General features: G+C 76.3%; 12 protein-coding genes and 1 pseudogene. 6 read left to right on the forward strand and 7 right to left on the reverse strand.

Annotation, left to right across the window (positions count from 1 at the left end; all coding sequences use genetic code 11):
• Positions 1-181 precede the first annotated feature (181 nt).
• Positions 182-1,042: a dihydropteroate synthase gene (gene folP, locus ACI78U_RS15395; RefSeq protein WP_456876208.1), complete on the reverse strand. Its 861-nt coding sequence runs from the start codon at positions 1,040-1,042 to the stop codon at positions 182-184.
• A gap of 74 nt (positions 1,043-1,116) precedes the next feature.
• On the opposite strand from folP, the gene ACI78U_RS15400 reads away from it, so the two are divergent.
• Positions 1,117-1,578 (forward strand): MaoC family dehydratase, encoded by a 462-nt coding sequence (locus ACI78U_RS15400; protein WP_456876209.1) that lies wholly within the window; start codon positions 1,117-1,119, stop codon positions 1,576-1,578.
• A 51-nt stretch (positions 1,579-1,629) separates the two neighbouring features.
• On the opposite strand, the gene ACI78U_RS15405 is transcribed toward ACI78U_RS15400, so the two are convergent.
• Positions 1,630-2,886: a serine hydrolase domain-containing protein gene (locus ACI78U_RS15405; protein WP_456876210.1), complete on the reverse strand. Its 1,257-nt coding sequence runs from the start codon at positions 2,884-2,886 to the stop codon at positions 1,630-1,632.
• 177 nt (positions 2,887-3,063) lie between these two features.
• A pseudogene (locus ACI78U_RS15410) lies at positions 3,064-3,369 on the reverse strand (HU family DNA-binding protein); the annotation flags it as partial.
• A gap of 236 nt (positions 3,370-3,605) precedes the next feature.
• On the opposite strand from ACI78U_RS15410, the gene ACI78U_RS15415 reads away from it, so the two are divergent.
• On the forward strand, positions 3,606-4,529 hold the full coding sequence (locus ACI78U_RS15415; protein WP_456876211.1) for an aldo/keto reductase: 924 nt from the start codon (positions 3,606-3,608) through the stop codon (positions 4,527-4,529).
• Between the two features lie 78 nt (positions 4,530-4,607).
• Here ACI78U_RS15415 and ACI78U_RS15420 read toward each other — a convergent pair whose 3' ends face one another.
• Positions 4,608-5,702: an EAL domain-containing protein gene (locus ACI78U_RS15420; RefSeq protein WP_456876212.1), complete on the reverse strand. Its 1,095-nt coding sequence runs from the start codon at positions 5,700-5,702 to the stop codon at positions 4,608-4,610.
• Between the two features lie 174 nt (positions 5,703-5,876).
• Here ACI78U_RS15420 and ACI78U_RS15425 point away from each other — a divergent pair, with 174 nt between their 5' ends.
• The gene (locus ACI78U_RS15425; RefSeq protein ID WP_456876213.1) at positions 5,877-8,606 is read left to right on the forward strand and encodes a SpoIIE family protein phosphatase; all 2,730 of its coding nucleotides are present in this window, start codon (positions 5,877-5,879) and stop codon (positions 8,604-8,606) included.
• A gap of 178 nt (positions 8,607-8,784) precedes the next feature.
• Here the strand turns inward: ACI78U_RS15425 and ACI78U_RS15430 are convergent, their stop codons facing one another.
• Positions 8,785-10,014, reverse strand: a complete 1,230-nt coding sequence (locus tag ACI78U_RS15430) for a saccharopine dehydrogenase family protein (protein ID WP_456876214.1) — start codon at positions 10,012-10,014, stop codon at positions 8,785-8,787.
• Between the two features lie 37 nt (positions 10,015-10,051).
• Positions 10,052-10,765: a trimeric intracellular cation channel family protein gene (locus ACI78U_RS15435; RefSeq protein WP_456876215.1), complete on the reverse strand. Its 714-nt coding sequence runs from the start codon at positions 10,763-10,765 to the stop codon at positions 10,052-10,054.
• A gap of 125 nt (positions 10,766-10,890) precedes the next feature.
• Here ACI78U_RS15435 and ACI78U_RS15440 point away from each other — a divergent pair, with 125 nt between their 5' ends.
• Positions 10,891-12,888: a putative bifunctional diguanylate cyclase/phosphodiesterase gene (locus tag ACI78U_RS15440; protein ID WP_456876216.1), complete on the forward strand. Its 1,998-nt coding sequence runs from the start codon at positions 10,891-10,893 to the stop codon at positions 12,886-12,888.
• Complete coding sequence (locus tag ACI78U_RS15445) at positions 12,885-13,796, forward strand: ABC transporter substrate-binding protein (RefSeq protein WP_456876217.1); 912 nt, start codon at positions 12,885-12,887, stop codon at positions 13,794-13,796. The genes ACI78U_RS15440 and ACI78U_RS15445 overlap by 4 nt, the downstream gene beginning before the upstream one ends.
• A gap of 33 nt (positions 13,797-13,829) precedes the next feature.
• On the opposite strand, the gene nagA is transcribed toward ACI78U_RS15445, so the two are convergent.
• Positions 13,830-14,960 carry an N-acetylglucosamine-6-phosphate deacetylase gene (nagA, locus tag ACI78U_RS15450; protein ID WP_456876218.1) on the reverse strand — a complete coding sequence of 377 codons (1,131 nt, stop codon included), beginning with the start codon at positions 14,958-14,960 and terminating at the stop codon, positions 13,830-13,832.
• A 122-nt stretch (positions 14,961-15,082) separates the two neighbouring features.
• On the opposite strand from nagA, the gene ACI78U_RS15455 reads away from it, so the two are divergent.
• On the forward strand, positions 15,083-16,606 hold the full coding sequence (locus tag ACI78U_RS15455; protein ID WP_456876219.1) for an ABC transporter substrate-binding protein: 1,524 nt from the start codon (positions 15,083-15,085) through the stop codon (positions 16,604-16,606).
• The last annotated feature ends 6 nt before the right edge of the window (positions 16,607-16,612 follow it).

The following is a 16,612-nucleotide window of genomic DNA, read 5'->3' on the forward strand; positions in this document are numbered from 1 at the left end:
GACCGACCGGCCGCGTCGAGGTCAACGCGGCGTGCCTACGGGCGTTCAACGCTGCCCAGGACATCGCCGCGGCCGTCGAGGACCTGGGAGCCGCCGCGGGGGGGGGGGGGGGGGGCCCCCCCCCCACGGGGCGGGGAGGCGCCGGGCGAGCGGACCGCGTGACCCCGGCGGCTCCGACCGCTCAGGCCAGGCCGCGGGTGGTGCGCGCCGGGGGACGGTCCCCGCGGATCGAGGCCACCATGTCCAGCGTCTGCCGGGTCGCCGCGACGTCGTGCGCGCGGAACACCCGGGCGCCCAGCCACGCGCTGACCGCCGTCGCCGCGAGGGTGCCGGTGAGCCGCTCCTCCAGCGGCACGTCGAGGGTCTCGCCGACGAAGTCCTTGTTCGACAGCGCCACCAGCACCGGCCACCCGGTGGCCACGAGCTCACCGAGCCGGCGGGTGGCCTCCAGGGAGTGGCGGGTGTTCTTGCCGAAGTCGTGGCCGGGGTCGACCAGCACCCGCTCGGGCTCCACGCCGGCGGCCACGGCCGCCTCGGCCAGCGCCGTCGTGCGCGCGACGACGTCGGCGACGACGTCGTCGTACCGCACCCGGTGCGGCCGGGTGCGCGGGGGCAGCCCGCCGGCGTGGGTGCACACGATCCCCGCACCCGCCGCGGCCGCGATGTGCGCCAGCTCCGGGTCGACGCCGCCCCACGCGTCGTTGACGACGTCGGCCCCGGCGGCGAGCGCCTCGCGCGCGACCTCGGCCCGCCAGGTGTCGATGGAGATCGGCAGGTCGGGGTGCGCGGCGCGGACGGCGGCGACCAGGTCGACGGTGCGGCGGATCTCCTCGGCGGCGTCCACCTCCTCTCCGGGTGCGGCCTTGACCCCGCCGACGTCCACCAGGTCCGCGCCCTCGGCCACCACCCGGTGCACCCGCTCGACGGCGGCCGCCAGCTCGTAGGTGGCGCCGCGGTCGTAGAACGAGTCGGGCGTGCGGTTCACGATGGCCATCACCAGCAGGCCGCCGTCGGGGACGTCCAGCCGGCCCAGTCGCAGCACCCGTCGTCTCCGTCCCCGTCGCCGGTGTGGTGGAGTCAGCCAACCAGACCACCCCGCACACAGGAGGACAGGCGATGGCGCAGACCACCGTGGAGGGCATCGACGGCGTGCTGGCGAAGGTCGGCCAGCCCCTCGGGCACAGCGACTGGCTGGAGATCACCCAGGAGCAGGTGGACAAGTTCGCCGAGGCCACCCACGACCACCAGTGGATCCACGTCGACGTCGAGCGCGCGAAGCGGGAGAGCCCCTTCGGCGGCCCGATCGCGCACGGCTACCTGACGCTGTCGCTGGTCTCGGCGCTGGCCGCGCAGATCATCGAGGCGAAGGGCTTCCGGATGGGCGTCAACTACGGCGCCGAGAAGATCCGCTTCATGTCGCCGGTGCCGGTCGGTGCGCGCATCCGCGCCTCGGCCACCCTCGACGAGGCCAAGCCGTTCGAGGGCGGCGTGCAGATGAACCTCGGCGTCACGATGGAGATCGAGGGCCAGAGCAAGCCGGCGATGGTGGCCGCGATCCTCTTCCGCCGCTACGTCTGACCCCGGGCACCTCCGCGGATGTGCCCGGGGCACATCCGCGGAGGTGCACGGTCAGACCACGATCGCCTGGTTGACCAGCGCCCGCAGGTAGGCGCGGATCGGCAGCGTGCTCGAGGGCAGCAGCTGCGTGTAGAAGGTGACGACGACGTCCTCGACCGGGTCGACGTAGAACGCCGTCGACGCCGCCCCGCCCCAGCTGTAGTCGCCGGCGTTGGACAGGACGCCGTAGCGCGCCGGGTCGATCACCATCGAGAAGCCCAGGCCGAAGCCCACCCCGCGCAGCGGCGTCTCGGCGAACAGCGGCCGGCCGAAGGTCTCCAGGTCGGCGTTGCCGGGCAGGTGGTTGCGCACCATGTGCGCCAGCGTGCGCGGGCCGAGCAGCCGGCCGCCGTCGTAGGAGCCGCCGCGGCGCAGCATCTCGCAGAAACGCAGGTAGTCACCCGCGGTCGAGACCAGCCCGCCGCCGCCGGACAGGAACGTCGGCCGGTGGTGCGCCGCCTGCCCCATGGCGTCGATCGGCGCGAACCCGGTGGACGCGCCGCCGGGCTGCCCGGGGACGGCGGCGTAGAGGCGGGCCAGCGAGTCGACGTCGTCGTCCTCGCGCAGGCCGAAGGACGTGTCGGTCATCCCGAGCGGGCCGAACACGCGCTCCTGGAAGAAGACGTCGAGCGTCTGGCCGGACACCACCTCGACCAGCCGGCCCAGGACGTCGGTGGACACGCCGTAGTTCCACTCCGCGCCGGGCTGGAAGACCAGCGGCACCGAGGCCCACTGCCGGCAGGCCTCGGCGGAGTCGGTGCCCGGCGGGGTGCTCCACTCGTGGCCCATCGCGCGGTACATCGCGTCGACCGGGTGGGCGTGGTGGAAGCCGTAGGTGAGCCCGGAGGTGTGGGTGAGCAGGTGCCGGATGCGGATCGGCTCGACCTGCGGCTGGGTGACCGGCTTCTGGGCCGACCCCGCCACGTAGACGCGGGTCTCGGCGAACTCCGGCAGCCACCTCTGGATCGGGTCGCCGAGCTCGAAGGCGCCCTCCTCGTACAGCATCATCGCCGCCACCGAGGTCACCGGCTTGGTCATCGAGAAGATCCGCCAGCGGGTGTCCTCCTCGACCGGCCGGCCGTTCTCGACGTCGCGGGAGCCGTGGCGGCCGACGTGCGCCAGCCGGCCGTGCCGCGACACGGTGACGAGGAAGCCGGGGAGCTGCCCGTCGTCGACCCAGCGGGCCAGCCGCCGGTCGAGGCGCTCCAGCCGGGTGCCGTCGAGGCCGACCTCGGCGGGGTCGGTGTCCTGGGTCAGTCCGCTCGTCACGCGTGCCTCCGTCCCGGTGCCGTCCCCTCGGGCGGCGCCTGCCCTGCGCATCCTGACCCATGCCGGTGCGGCGGGTCACAGGAGGCAGGCGCCGCCCCGGCGGGCGACCGCGGAGGTCCCGCGGTCACGTCCGGAGGGACGCGCCGGTCGGACCGGACGTCGCGGGGACCCGGCGGATCAGACCGGGACGTTGCTCGCGGCCTTCTTCAGGTTCGAGCCGGCGGTGACCTTGACGGTGTTGGCGGCGGGGATGTCGATCGACTCGCCGGTCTGCGGGTTGCGGCCGGTCCGGGCCGAGCGCTGGGTCCGCTCGACGGTCAGCAGACCGGAGACGGCGACCTTCTCGCCGCGGGTGATCGCGTCGACGAGCTCCTCCTGCAGGCCGGCCAGGACGGCGTCCACGGTGGCGCTGGGCACGTCCGCGCGCTTGGAGATGGCGGTGACGAGTTCGGCCTTGTTCACGGGGATCCTCTCGTGGGTGTCGGCGCCCGCCCGGGTCTCGGCGGGCCGCCGGTGACGGCGCCGGCCGCAGCGCGCGGCCGGCTCCCGGACGGTCGTCCGGGACGGACCGGTCCCCCCGCGGGGGCCCCGGCCCGGGGCACCGTGTCACGACAGTGGGGGATCTGGCCAGTCCAGGGCCACGATCGCATGCAGCCGACCCGCCGGTACCACCCGTCCCAGCGCAGGCGGGTGGGCGCGGGCCGACTTAGCGTGAGGGGGTGCCACAGCTCCCCGGGACCGACCTGGTCGTCAGCGACCTGTGCCTGGGCGGCAACGTCTTCGGCTGGACCGCCGACGCGGCGACGTCGCAGGCCGTCCTCGACCGCTTCGTCGACGCCGTCCCCAGCACCCAGCGGCCCTTCGTCGACACCGCCGAGATGTACGGCGACGGCCGCTCCGAGCAGATCCTCGGCGGCTGGATGGCCGAGCGCGGCCTGCGTGACCGGCTGGTGGTGGCCACCAAGGCCTCGCCGCAGCAGAAGGCGCACCCGCTGGCGGCGGGCGAGATCCGGGCCGCCGCGGAGCGGTCGCTGCGGAACCTGCGGACCGACCGGATCGACCTCTACTACGCGCACTACGACGACGAGACGACGCCGCTGGAGGAGACGCTCACGGCGTTCGACGAGCTGGTGCGCTCCGGCAAGGTGCTGCACGTGGCGGCGTCGAACTACTCGCCGGCGCGGCTGACCGAGGCGCTGGAGACCTCCGAGCGGCTCGGGACCACGCGGTACGTGGCGCTGCAGCCGCTCTACAACCTCCTCGAGCGGCCCGCCTACGAGGACGGGCTGCGCGACGTCGTCGCGGCGCACGGGCTGGGCTGCCTGCCCTACTTCGGCCTGGCCCGGGGCTTCCTGACCGGCAAGTACCGCGCCGGCGAGCGGGTCGACTCGCCGCGCGCCGAGCGGGCGAGCGCCTACCTCGGCGAGCGCGGCGACCGGGTGCTCGCGGCGCTGGCCGAGGTGGCGTCCGCGCACGGGGTGAGCCAGGCCGCCGTCGCCCTGCGGTGGCTGGCCGACCAGCCCACGGTCACCGCGCCGATCGCCAGCGCCCGCGACGTCGACCAGGTCGCCGACCTGCTGCCGATGCAGGACCTCGTGCTCTCCGACGACGAGCGCGCCGCCCTCACCGCTGCCTCCGAGTAGCCCCTCCGAGGTGCCTTTGTAGCGATGAAGGCACCTCACCGACGTCCGGAGGGGTGCCCTTGTAGCGATGAAGGCACCTCATCGGGCGGCGGCCGCGGAGGCGAGGTCCTCGACCCGCACCAGCCCGAGCACGGCCCCGGTGGCGTCGGTGCAGACCACCGGGTCGAAGCGGTGCGCCGGCGGGCGGGTCAGGGCCGCGTGCAGCGTCGTGGCGACGTCGTCGGCCGGGCCGACCCGCAGCGACACCGGCGCGGTGTGCGCGGCGCCGGTGCGGGGGTCGGCCAGTCGCAGCGCCAGCGGCTCGCCGTCCGGCCCGACGAGGACCACCGGGGGCAGGCCCGGCTGCGGCTCGCTCGCCTCGACCTGGCGGACCGGGCGCAGCAGGCCCGCCACGGTCGCCCGCTGCCGGGCGCGCGCGGTGCAGCCGCGCACGAGCGCGACCGCCTCGGGGGACAGCCCGCCGAAGCCGGGTGCCGGGCGGCCGAGCAGCCAGCCCTGGGCCAGCGGCACCCCGAGCCTGCAGGCGGCGGTCAGCTCGCCGCGCGTCTCGATCCCCTCGGCGACCAGCCAGGCGTCGATGCGGCCGGCGAACCCGCCGACCATCTCCACCACGGCCGTGCACACCGGGTCGGTGTCGGCGCCGGCCACCAGCGACCGGTCGAGCTTCACCAGCTGGGGCCGCAGCGCCGCGAGCCGGCGCAGGCCCGACCAGCCCGAGCCGGTGTCGTCGAGGGCCACCAGCGCACCCCGGGCCCGCAGCGCCGCGACCTCCACGCGCAGCGCGGCGACGTCGGGCACCGGCCCCTGCTCGGTCAGCTCGACGACGACGCGGCGCAGGTCCGGGCGGGTGGCCAGCGCCTGCTGCACCGGCCGGGTGCCGAGCAGGTGCGGGCCGACGTTGACGGCGAGGAAGGTGTCCGCGGGCAGGTCCGGCACCGCGGCCAGCGCCTTGCCGACCGCGAGGGCCTGGAGCTCGGCGGCGACCCCGGCGTCGGCGGCCGCGGCGAACCACACGTCGGGGCCGGCGGTACCGGGGAAGCGGGCCAGGGCCTCGTAGCCGGCGACCCGGGCGCGCGCGAGGTCGACGACCGGCTGGAAGACCAGGGTCAGGTCGTCCGGGTCGGCGAGCAGCGGCCGGCAGTCCGGCAGCGCCCGCGTCAGCATCCCCGTCATGCGCGGTCCATCGGCCCCGGCCGGGAGTCGCTCCACCGGGCGCCCGGCGGACCTCACCCGCTCGGGGGACGACCCGTCCGGGGGGAGGAGCGCGGACGGTCGATTCCGTTCCGCGCGGAGCGTGGCAGCATGGTCGGCTGCGGCCGCCCGGGCCGCGCCTGGCCGAGGAGGGCCGTGTCCGTCCCCGCGCCGTCGCCTGCCGCCGACGTGCTGCACGACGCCCACCGCGTCGCCGCCGCGCGCCGGCTGCTGCTCGAGGTGTCCGGGCCCGCGGCCTACGACCGGCTCTCCGGACTGGCCGCGCGCCTGCTCGACGCGGGGCACGCCAAGGTCACCGTGTTCACCGACCAGGACACCGTCGTCGGCGGGCACGGCCTGCCGCCCGGCGTCGTCGGCGGTCGCGCGCAGCTCACCGGGGAGTTCTCCGCCTGCGTCGTCCGGGAGGGCCGCCCCCTGGTGGTCCCCGACGCCCCCGCCGACGCGCGGGTGTCCGCCCTCCCCGCCGTCGTGTCCGGGGAGGTGGTCGCCTACCTCGGCAGCCCCCTGGTCTCCGCCTCGGGGCACGTGATCGGCGTCCTCGCCGTCTACGACGGCCGGCGGCGCACGTGGCAGGACGACGACGTCGCGCTGCTGGAGCACCTGGCCGCCTCGGTGGTCGCCGAGCTCGAGCTGGCCGCGGCCCGGTCGGCGATCGGCGCCTCCCGGGTCCGCCTCGAGGTCGCCCTCGAGGCCGGGGCGATCGGCATCTGGGACCACGACCTGCGCACCCGCGTCCTGCACTGGGACGAGCGCTGCGCGGCCATCCACGGCCTGTCCGGCCCCCTCGTGATCACCGACGTCGACGCGATGATCGCCGCCCGCATCCACCCCGACGACCACGCCGCCGTCCGCTCGGCCATGACCGACGCGCTGACCGGCACGGGGGAGTACGTGGTCGAGGCGCGGGCGATCCACACCGACGGCTCGACCCGCTGGACGGTCTCGCGCGGCCGCGTCGTGCGCGACTCCTGGGGCGACGCGGTGCGGGTGCTCGGCACCGTCGTCGACGTCACCGACGCCCGCGAGCAGGCCGCCCGCCGGATGGCCGCGGTGCAGCGCGCCGCCGCCGTCGCCGAGGTCGCCGCGGAGCTGGCCAACGCGACTGCGCTGTCGCAGCTGGCCGACATCACGCTGCGGGGCGCCCGGCTGCTCGGCGCGTCCTCCAGCGCGCTGGCCGCCTTCGACGGCGAGGGGGTGCTTCGGCTCTACCTCGCGCGGCAGCTCGCCGACACCGTCGCCGCGGCCGCCGCCGAGGCCGAGGTGGAGGCCCCGCCCGAGGGGCTGGCCATCGAGCTCGACGACGCGCTGCCCACCCAGTACGCGGCCCGCCACGGCGAGCGCGTGCTGCTCACCGACCTCGACGACGCCGTCGCCCGCTTCCCGCAGATGGCCGAGGTCGGCCCGGCCCTCGGCCTGCGCGCCCTGGCCGCACTCCCGCTGCGGGTGGAGGGCGGGCTGCTCGGCAGCTTCGTCGTCGTCTGGGACACCGAGCACGCCTTCGAGGACGCCGACGTCGAGCTCCTCGACGCGCTGACCGCGCAGATCTCCCTGAGCGTGTCCCGGCTGCGGGCCGACGCCGAGCGTGCCGCCGCCGTCGCCGCGATGGCCGAGGCCAACCAGCGGCTGCAGCTGCTGGCCGACGCCGGGCGGGTGCTGTCCGGGAGCCTGGAGATCACCGAGCAGCTGGGCCGGCTGGCCGACCTGGTGGTGCCGGCCCTCGCGGACTGGTGCTGGATCGTGGTCACCGACGAGCAGGGCCGACTGCACGAGATGGCCTGGTCCCACCGCGACCCCGCCCGCCGGGAGGACGTGGCCGAGTACGTCGGGGCCATGGTGCACGGGATGACCGACGAGCACGCCGCGCGGGTGGTGACCCGGACCGGCCGGCCGCTGGTGGTGCCCGAGGTCGACGTCGAGCGGATCCGGCGGGCGCTGCACGACCCCGTGGCGCAGGACGCGCTGCTGAGGCTGGCGCCGCACGCGGCGCTGATCGTGCCGCTGGTGGCGCGCGGGGAGGTGATCGGCGCCCTGGGCACGGCCAACGACGCCGAGCGCGGCCCGCACACGCCGGGGGAGGTCGAGACCGCCGCCGAGGTGGGCCGACGGGCCGGCCTGGCGCTGCAGACCGCGCGGCTGTTCGAGCAGCAGCGCGGGCTGGCGCACGCCCTGCAGCGCAGCATGCTCACCGCGCCGCCGCGGCCGGAGGGGCTCGACATCGTCGTCCGCTACGTCCCGGCGTCGGAGGGCGCCGAGGTGGGCGGGGACTGGTACGACGCCTTCCCCGGGGTGCTGGGCGGCACGGTGCTCGTCATCGGCGACGTCGTCGGGCACGACCGCAACGCCGCCGCGGTGATGGGTCAGCTGCGCGGGCTGCTGCGGGGCATCAGCCACGCCAGCGGTGCCGGCCCGGCCGCGGTCCTCCACCAGCTCGACCGCGCGGCCGACGGCCTGGCGCTGGGCGCCATGGCGACCGCGCTGGTGGCGCGGCTGGACCGCACCGGCGCCGACGGGGCCCTGCTGCACTGGTCGAGCGCCGGCCACCCGCCCCCGGTGGTCGTGGACCCCGACGGGAGCGTGCGGGTGCTGCGGTCCGAGCCGGCCGACCTGCTGCTCGGCGTGGACCCCGACCGCCCGCGCACCGACCACACCGCCGCCCTGGCCGCGGGCAGCACGGTGCTGCTGCACACCGACGGGCTGGTCGAGCGACGCGACCGGGACCTGCAGGCCGGCACCGAGCAGCTGCTCGACGTGCTGCGGGGTACCGCGGGCCTGCCGCTCGAGCGGCTGTGCGACCGGGTGCTGCAGCGGCTGTTCCTCCCCGACGCCGAGGACGACGTCGCCCTGCTCGCCGTCCGCGTGCTGTGACACTGCGGTCCTACCGGACCGCACCGCCACCACGTGCCGTCCCCGGGCTGCACGGAGCCGCTGCGAGCGCGTCCCTCCTCGGGGACCCTCCGGGCCCCACTCCTCGACGGCAGCGCACGTGCGCGCGCGGTCCGAGCCGGGCACTCCCGCGGAAGTGCCCGGACCCGCCGCCCGTCCGTCAGAGGGCGGCGACCTCGTAGGTGTGCCCGGCCGCGCGCAGCCGCTCGACCAGCACGTCGCCGAGCGCCGTCGCGGGCGTGAGCGACCCGGCGCGGTCGGGCAGCCGGTCGCCGTCGAGGGCGAGGCCGAGGGCCACCTGCCCGAACATCACCGACGTCGCCGCGTACCCGGGATCCCCCTTCCCGGCCGCGGTGGCGCGGTAGTGCCGCCCGCTCTCGGTGTCGGCGTCGACGACCATGCGGAACCAGCCCTTCTCCCGCTCGGACTCCGACGGGCCGGTGCCCGGCTCGGGCAGCACGCGGTCGACCAGCGCCCGCGTGGGCGGGAAGGCCAGTGCGCCTACGGCGGCGGCCAGGCCGGTGGTGACGCCCGCGGCGGTGAACGCGCCGGTGATGCCGCGGCCGGCGCTCATCGACTCCCCGTAGCGCAGGCCCCGCCCGTAGGCCCACTCCTGCAGCGCGTTGCTGCGCCGCACGATCCGGGTGTTGAACGACGCCATGACGAACGGCGCGGTCCAGCGGCCGTCGGCGGCGAGGGCGGGCAGCGCGGCGTCCGGCGGCTGGCGGGTGTCGGGCTCGGCGGCCCGGTCGGGGGAGAGTGCGAACGGGTCGGCGAGCAGGCGGCGGACGGCCCGGTCGCGGGTCGCGTCCTCGATCATCCCGCGCATCGTGGCGACCGTGCCGCCGCTGGCCCCGCCCCGGAGGCTGGCCACCAGGCGGACGTCGGTGAGCCCGCCCGCGCCGTCCGCCCGCGCCCGCTCGGCCAGGAGCAGCACCGACAGGTCGGAGGGGATGGAGTCGTAGCCGGCCGCGTGCACCAGGCGGGCGCCGGTCTCGCGGGCGACGGCGTCGCAGCGGTCGATGGCCTCGCGGACGAACAGCACCTCGCCGGTGAGGTCGGCGTAGTGCGTCCCGGCGCGGGCGCACGCCTCGACCACCGGCAGCCCGTAGCGCCGGTAGGGGCCGACGGTGGTCACCAGCACCCGGGTGCCCTCCGCGAGCCGGGTCAGCGACGCGGGGTCGCCGGTGTCGGCCTCCAGCAGCGGCCACGAGCGGCCGGCGGCGGGCAGGTCGGCGGCGGCCGCGGCCAGCTTCTCCCGCGAGCGGCCGGCCAGCGCCACCCGCAGGTCGGGCGGGGCGGCCTCGGCCAGGTAGCGGGCGACCAGCCGGCCGACGAAGCCGGTGGCACCGAAGAGGACGACGTCGTGCTCGCGCTGGGGTCCGGTCACCGCCCGATCCTGCCCCGGGAGGGTCCGGGCCCGCCCGTCAGCCCCGGGTCCCGCGCCGCCGCCGCGGCGGACGGTCGGCCCGCGAGAGCCGGTTGCGTGCGCGTCCGGGCAGGTCGACGGCGACCGGGGCCTCCCACCCGCGCCACACCGACAGCACCCGCAGCCCCGAGACCAGGGCGATGACGACCAGCGCGACGGGGATCGGGTCGAGGCCCAGCGGCCCGGCGAGCACGGTCAGCGCCGTGGCGCCGATGAGCGCGGCGACGGCGTTGTAGGGGCCCGGCTGCACGATGTCGGCGCGCTGGCCGAGCAGGACGTCGCGGATCACGGCCCCGCCGACGGCGGTGAGGGTGCCGATGAACACCACCGAGGCGCTGGGCAGGCCGGCGAGCTGGGCCTTCTGCGCGCCGATCACGGTGAACAGGCCGAGGGTGAGCGCGTCGAGCACCACGAGCAGCGCGGTCAGCCGCGACAGCCAGCCGGAGAAGTAGAAGGTGACCATCGCGGTGATCGCCACGGCCGGCAGGTAGGTCCGGTTGGTCAGCGCCACCGGCGGGCCGGCGGCCAGCAGCACGTCACGGATGAGCCCGCCACCGAGGCCGCCGCTGACCGCCAGCAGCAGCACCCCGGAGACGGCGAAGCCCTCCCGCGCGGCGAGCAGCCCGCCGGTGAGCGCGCCGACGACGATCGCCGCGAGGTCGACGGCGACCGGGACGCGCAGGGTCTCGACCGCCGCCGCGAGGGTGCTCACGGCTGCCCATCCTCCCGCCGGCGGGACGGCGTCCGGGGCAGGTGTCCCACCCGGACGGGGGAGGACCGGTCCTGTGGCGGAGGCCACCCCTCAACCTGCGGACGATCACGTCCGATACGAGCGGCATGCGTCGGTCCTCGTCCCCCGGGGTGGCCGGCACCCGGCTGTTCGCCGTGTACGCCGCGGCCAGCCTGGTGCCGGTCGTGCTGCTGGGCGGTGGTCTCGCGGCGGGCATCCGGCAGGACGCCGTCGACCGCGCGCTGGAGTACGGCCACGCTCAGGCGGCGGTGGTCGAGGAGATGGCGATCGCGCCGGCGCTGCGCGGCCAGGACCTCGCCACCGGGGTGACCGGCGCCGAGCTCGAGCGGCTGCGGGCGGCCACCGACCTGGCCGTCTTCCGCGGCTCGATCCTGCGGCTGCGGCTGCGCGACTTCTCCGGCGCGGTGGTCTTCGCCGACGACGGCGCCACCGGCCCCGAGGCCGCGCTGCCCGACTACCCCGCCGGCGAGGACGTCGTCCCGGCCGCCGACCCCGCGTTCGCCACGGCCGCGACGGGGGGCACCGACGTCGCCCTCCTCGACGACGACGGCCTGGCCGTCGGGCGGATGATCCGCGTGCTGCAGCCCATCGTGGCCGACACCTCGGGCCGCTCGGTCGGGGTCCTCGAGCTGCTGCTGCCCTACGACACCGTCGCCGCCGAGGTCGAGGCGGCGACCACCCGCACCTACTGGCGCCTGGGCGCCGGCCTGGGCGCGCTCTACCTCGTGCTCGCCGGGATCTCCTGGTCGACCACGCGCCGGCTGCGCCGCCAAGCCGCGCAGGCCGCGCACGACGCCCTGCACGACCCCCTGACCGGGCTGGCCAACCGGGAGCTGTTCGCCCGCCGGGTGGCCGCCGAGCTCGGGCGCGGCACGCCGGGCGCCGTCGTCCTCGTCGACCTCGACCGGTTCAAGGAGGTCAACGACACCCTGGGCCACCACGCCGGCGACCAGCTGCTGGTCGAGGTGGGCCGCCGGCTGACCGCCACCGTGCGCGCGGGGGACACCGTCGCCCGTCTCGGCGGCGACGAGTTCGGCCTGCTGCTGCCCGGGATGGACCGCGCCGCCGACGCCCGCGAGCTGGTGCAGCGGGTGAGCGACGCGCTGTCGGTCGAGACCGTCGTCGAGGGCGTCCCGCTCGCCGTCGAGGCCAGCTGCGGCATCGCCATGCACCCGGCCGACGCCACCGACGTCGAGACGCTGCTGACCTGCGCCGACGCCGCCATGTACCAGGGCAAGCGCGGCGCCACCGGCGTCGTCGTCTTCGACCCCCGCGCCACCGCCCCCTCGCCGCACTCGCCGGTCCTGCAGCACGACGTGCGCCGGGCCCTGGAGGGCGGCGACCTGCGGCTGCACTACCAGCCGCAGGTGGACCTGGCCTCCGGCCGCACCGCCGGCGTCGAGGCGCTGCTGCGCTGGCAGCACCCCGAGCGCGGGCTGATCGGGCCCGGCGACTTCCTGCCGGCGCTGGAGCAGTCCGGCGTCATGGGCGCGCTCACCGAGTGGGTGCTGCGGCAGGCGCTGGCCGACTGCGCCGCCTGGAGCGCCGCCGGCGAGGACTGGACGGTGTCGGTCAACGTCTCGGTGCGCAACCTGGAGACGCCCGGCTTCGCCGCCACCGTCGCCCGGCTCGCCGCCGAGGCCGGGGTGCCGCCGGCCCGGTTGCACCTCGAGGTCACCGAGACCGCGCTGCCCGCCGACCTCGCCGCCGCGTCGGCCTGCCTGGCCGAGCTGGCCGCGCACGGCTTCGGCGCCGCCCTGGACGACTTCGGCGTCGGCTTCGCCAGCCTGTCGCACCTGCGCTCCCTGGCGCTCACCGAGGTCAAGGTCGACCGGGCCTTCGTCACCGGCGTGGACGTCTCGGCCGAGGACGCCGCCGTCGTGCGTTCGCTGGTCGAGCTCGCGCACGGCCTGGGGCTGTCGGTCTGCGCCGAGGGCGTGGAGACGCCCGAGGTCGCGGCCTGGCTTCGGGCGGTCGGCTGCGACCGCGCCCAGGGCTGGTTGTTCTCCCGGCCGCGCCCGTGGCCGGAACTCACCCGCGCGGCCGCAGCGGTGTCCGCGCCCTCCGTGGAGGTCCTCGCGTGACCCGCACCCACCGTGCCCTCGCCGGCACCGCCGTCCTCGCCGTCGCCCTGGTCACCGCGGGCTGCGGGACCTCCGGGGACCCGGCCGCACCCTCACCCGACGCGGCGCCGGCCGTGACCGTGGACGAGCGGCTGCACGCCGCGCTGCCCGAGGACGTCCGCGACAGCGGCGTCCTGACCGTGGCCAACGACCCGTCCTACCCGCCGGCCTCGTCCTTCGGCCCCGACGGGCGCACCATCGTCGGCTTCGAGCCCGACCTCGGCGCCGCGCTCGGCGACCTGCTCGGGGTGGAGGTGCAGTTCGAGGCCTCCTCCTTCGACACCCTGCTCGACGACCTCGCCGCCGACCGGTTCGACCTGGTGATGAGCGCGGTCACCGACACCGCCGAGCGCGAGCAGCAGGCCGACTTCGTCAACTACTTCCGCGCCGGCTCCTCGATCGTCGTCGCGCGGGGCAACCCGCACGGCATCCACGACCTCGCCGGGCTGTGCGGGCGCAGCGTCGCCGTCGAGGCCGGGACGGTGCAGGTCGGGCTGCTCGAGCGGGCGCAGGCGGCGTGCGTGGGGCGGATCGACGTCCACGAGCTGCCCACCAACGACGACGCGCTGCTCGAGCTGCGCACCGGCCGCGCCGACGCCGTCGTCGCCGACTACCCGCCGGCGGTCTTCGTGACCACCGACCCGCGGACGCAGAACAGCTTCCAGCTGGTCTCCGACACCCAGTACGAGCCCGGGCTCTACGGCATCGCCGTCGCGCCCGACCGCCCCGAGCTGCGCGACGCGGTGACGCAGGCGCTGCAGCGGCTCGTCGACGACGGCGTCTACCAGCAGCTGCTCGACCGGTGGGAGGTCGGCCACGGCGCCGTCGACGCGGTGACCGTCAACGGCGGCCTGCCCCCGGTGGACTGACCGGGCCGCCGTGCCCCGACGCCGTCCCGGCGGTCAGCGGATCCGCCGCCCGGCCGCCCACACCGCCGTGACGGACAGGTCCGCTGCCAGGGCGACGACGTCCGCCGCGTACCCGGGCGCGAGCCGGCCGAGCCGGTGCCCGAGGCCCAGCGCCCGCGCCGGGGTGGCGGTCAGCGCGGTGACCGCGGCCACCGGGTCGACGCCGGCGGCGAGCGCGGCCCGCAGCGCGGCGTCCTGGGTGAGCGTGGACCCGGCGAGCGTGTCGGTGCCGGTGAGGACCGCCCGGTCGCCGCGCACGGTGACCGCCCGCCCGCCGATGCGGTGCTCGCTGTCGCCGTCGCCCGCCGCGGCCGTCGCGTCGGTGACCAGCGCGACCCGCCCCGGCGCGCCGGCCACCAGCAGCGCGGCGACGACGGGGTGGACGTGCACACCGTCGAGCACCAGCTCGAGCGTGACCCGGGGGTCGGCGAGCGCCGCGCCGACCGGGCCCGGGTCGCGGTGGTGCAGGCCGGGCATCGCGTTGAACGCGTGCGTGAGCAGCCGGGCACCGGCGTCGAAGGCCGCCGCGGTGAGCGCGGCGTCGGCCTCGGTGTGCCCCACCGCGACGACGACACCCGCGGCGGTGAACGCGCGCACGGCCTCGAGCGCGCCGGGCAGCTCGGGCGCGATGGTGACCTGCCGCAGCGTGCCCCGGGCGGCGGCCAGCAGCCGGGCGACGTCGCCGGCGGTGGGGGCCCGCAGGTGGCGCGGGTCGTGGGCGCCGCAGCGGGTGGCCGCGAGGAACGGCCCCTCGAGGTGCGCGCCCAGGACGGTCGGGTCCGCTCCGGCCAGGTCGGCGATGCCGGCCAGCGACGCCGCCAGTTCCCCGACCGGCGCGGCGACCAGGCTCACCACCGACCGGGTGGTGCCCGCGGCCCGGTGCACGGCCAGCGCCCGGCGGACCGCGCCGGGGCCGTCGTCGAAGGAGTGACCGCCGCCGCCGTGGACGTGCAGGTCGACGAAGCCCGGCACCAGTTCCGCGCCGGCGAGGTCGACGGTCTCGTCGGCGTGCGGACGGGGTCCGGTGCCGGTGGCCGCGACGGTGTCGCCGTCGAGGAGCACCCAGCCGTCCTCGACCGGCCCGCCGGCGTCGAGCAGCCGGTCGCCGGCCAGCAGCGTGCGCACGGACGGGGATCTCCCCATCCGGGAGGTCGAGGGAACGTAACGATCGGGTTCTCGTTCGGCGCGGACACGGCGACAGGGCCAGGGTCGGGGGCGGACGACACCGCCGAACCCCGGAGGTCCGCGTGCGCACGACACCCCTGCTGCCCCTCGCCGCCGCGGCGGCCCTGGTCCTCACCGCCTGCGGAGGCGGGGAGAGCGTCGACACCGGCGGTGGCGGCGGAGCCGACGAGAACGTGCTCGTGGCCGCGGTCAGTGCCCAGCCCGACCAGTTCGACCCGCACGCCACCAACGCCTACGCGAGCTTCCAGGTGCTGGAGAACGTCTACGACACCCTCGTCGTCCCGAGCGCCGAGGACCTCACCATGCAGCCGAGCCTGGCCGAGTCGTGGACCACCAGCCCCGACGGGCTGGCCTGGACGTTCACCCTCCGCGAGGGCGTCACCTTCCACGACGGCAGCGAGTTCGACTCCGCCGACGTCGTCTACAGCTTCCGGCGGATCATCGACGAGGAGCTGGCCAACGCCTACCGGTTCGCCACCGTCACCGACGTCACCGCGCCGGACCCCCGGACCGTGGTCCTCACGCTCAGCCGGCCCACGCCCAACCTGCTGGAGCTCATCGGCTCGTTCAAGGGCATGGCGATCGTCCCGGAGAACGCCGCCGACGACCTCGACCTGCAGACCGAGGCCAACGGCACCGGGCCGTTCCGGCTGGAGAGCTCCGACGCCAACGCCACCGTGCTCACCGCCTTCGAGGAGCACTGGGCCGGTGCGCCGACCGTCGACGGGGTCGAGTTCCGCTACGTCGCCGAGCCCAGCGCGGCCCTCACCGCGCTGCGCAACGGCGAGGTGCAGTGGACCGACAACGTCCCGCCGCAGAACATCGAGTCGCTGCAGGGCGAGGAGGACGTCGAGCTCGGCTCGGTCACCAGCGTCGAGTACTACTACCTGTCGATGAACTACGCCGTCCCGCCGTTCGACAACCGGGACGTGCGCCGGGCGATCGCCACCGCGATCGACCGCGAGGAGGTCACCCAGGCCGCCCGCTTCGGCGCCGCGCAGGCCAACCAGACGGCGATCCCCGAGGGCAGCCCCTGGTTCCTGGACTACGCGCCGTTCACCCCCGACCAGGAGGCCGCCCGGCAGCTGCTCGCGCAGGCCGGCGTGCAGACGCCGCTGACGATGGGTCTGATGGTCACCGACGAGATCCCCGAGACGGTGGCCGCCGCCCAGGTCATCGCCAGCCAGCTGCAGCCGATCGGCGTCGAGGTGGAGATCCAGGAGGAGGACCTCGCCACCTGGCTCGACCGGCAGGACCAGGGCGACTTCGACGCCTTCCTGCTCAGCTGGATCGGCAACATCGACCCGGCGGACTTCTACGAGAACCAGCACCTGTCCACCGGCGGCAGCAACTACCAGGGCTACAACAACCCGCAGGTCGACGCCCTGCTGACCCGGGCGGCCACCGAGCCGGACCAGGCCACCCGCAAGGGCCTCTACGACGAGGCCGCGCGGATCGTCGTCGACGACGTCAGCTACCTGTACCTGTACAACCCCGACGAGGTGCAGGCCTGGTCGGCCGGGCTGACCGGGTACCAGGTGCGGCCCGACGCGGCGATCAACTTCGAGACGGTGCAGCTGCCCTGACCGGGT

It is taken from the genome of Geodermatophilus sp. SYSU D00710 (assembly GCF_054050195.1).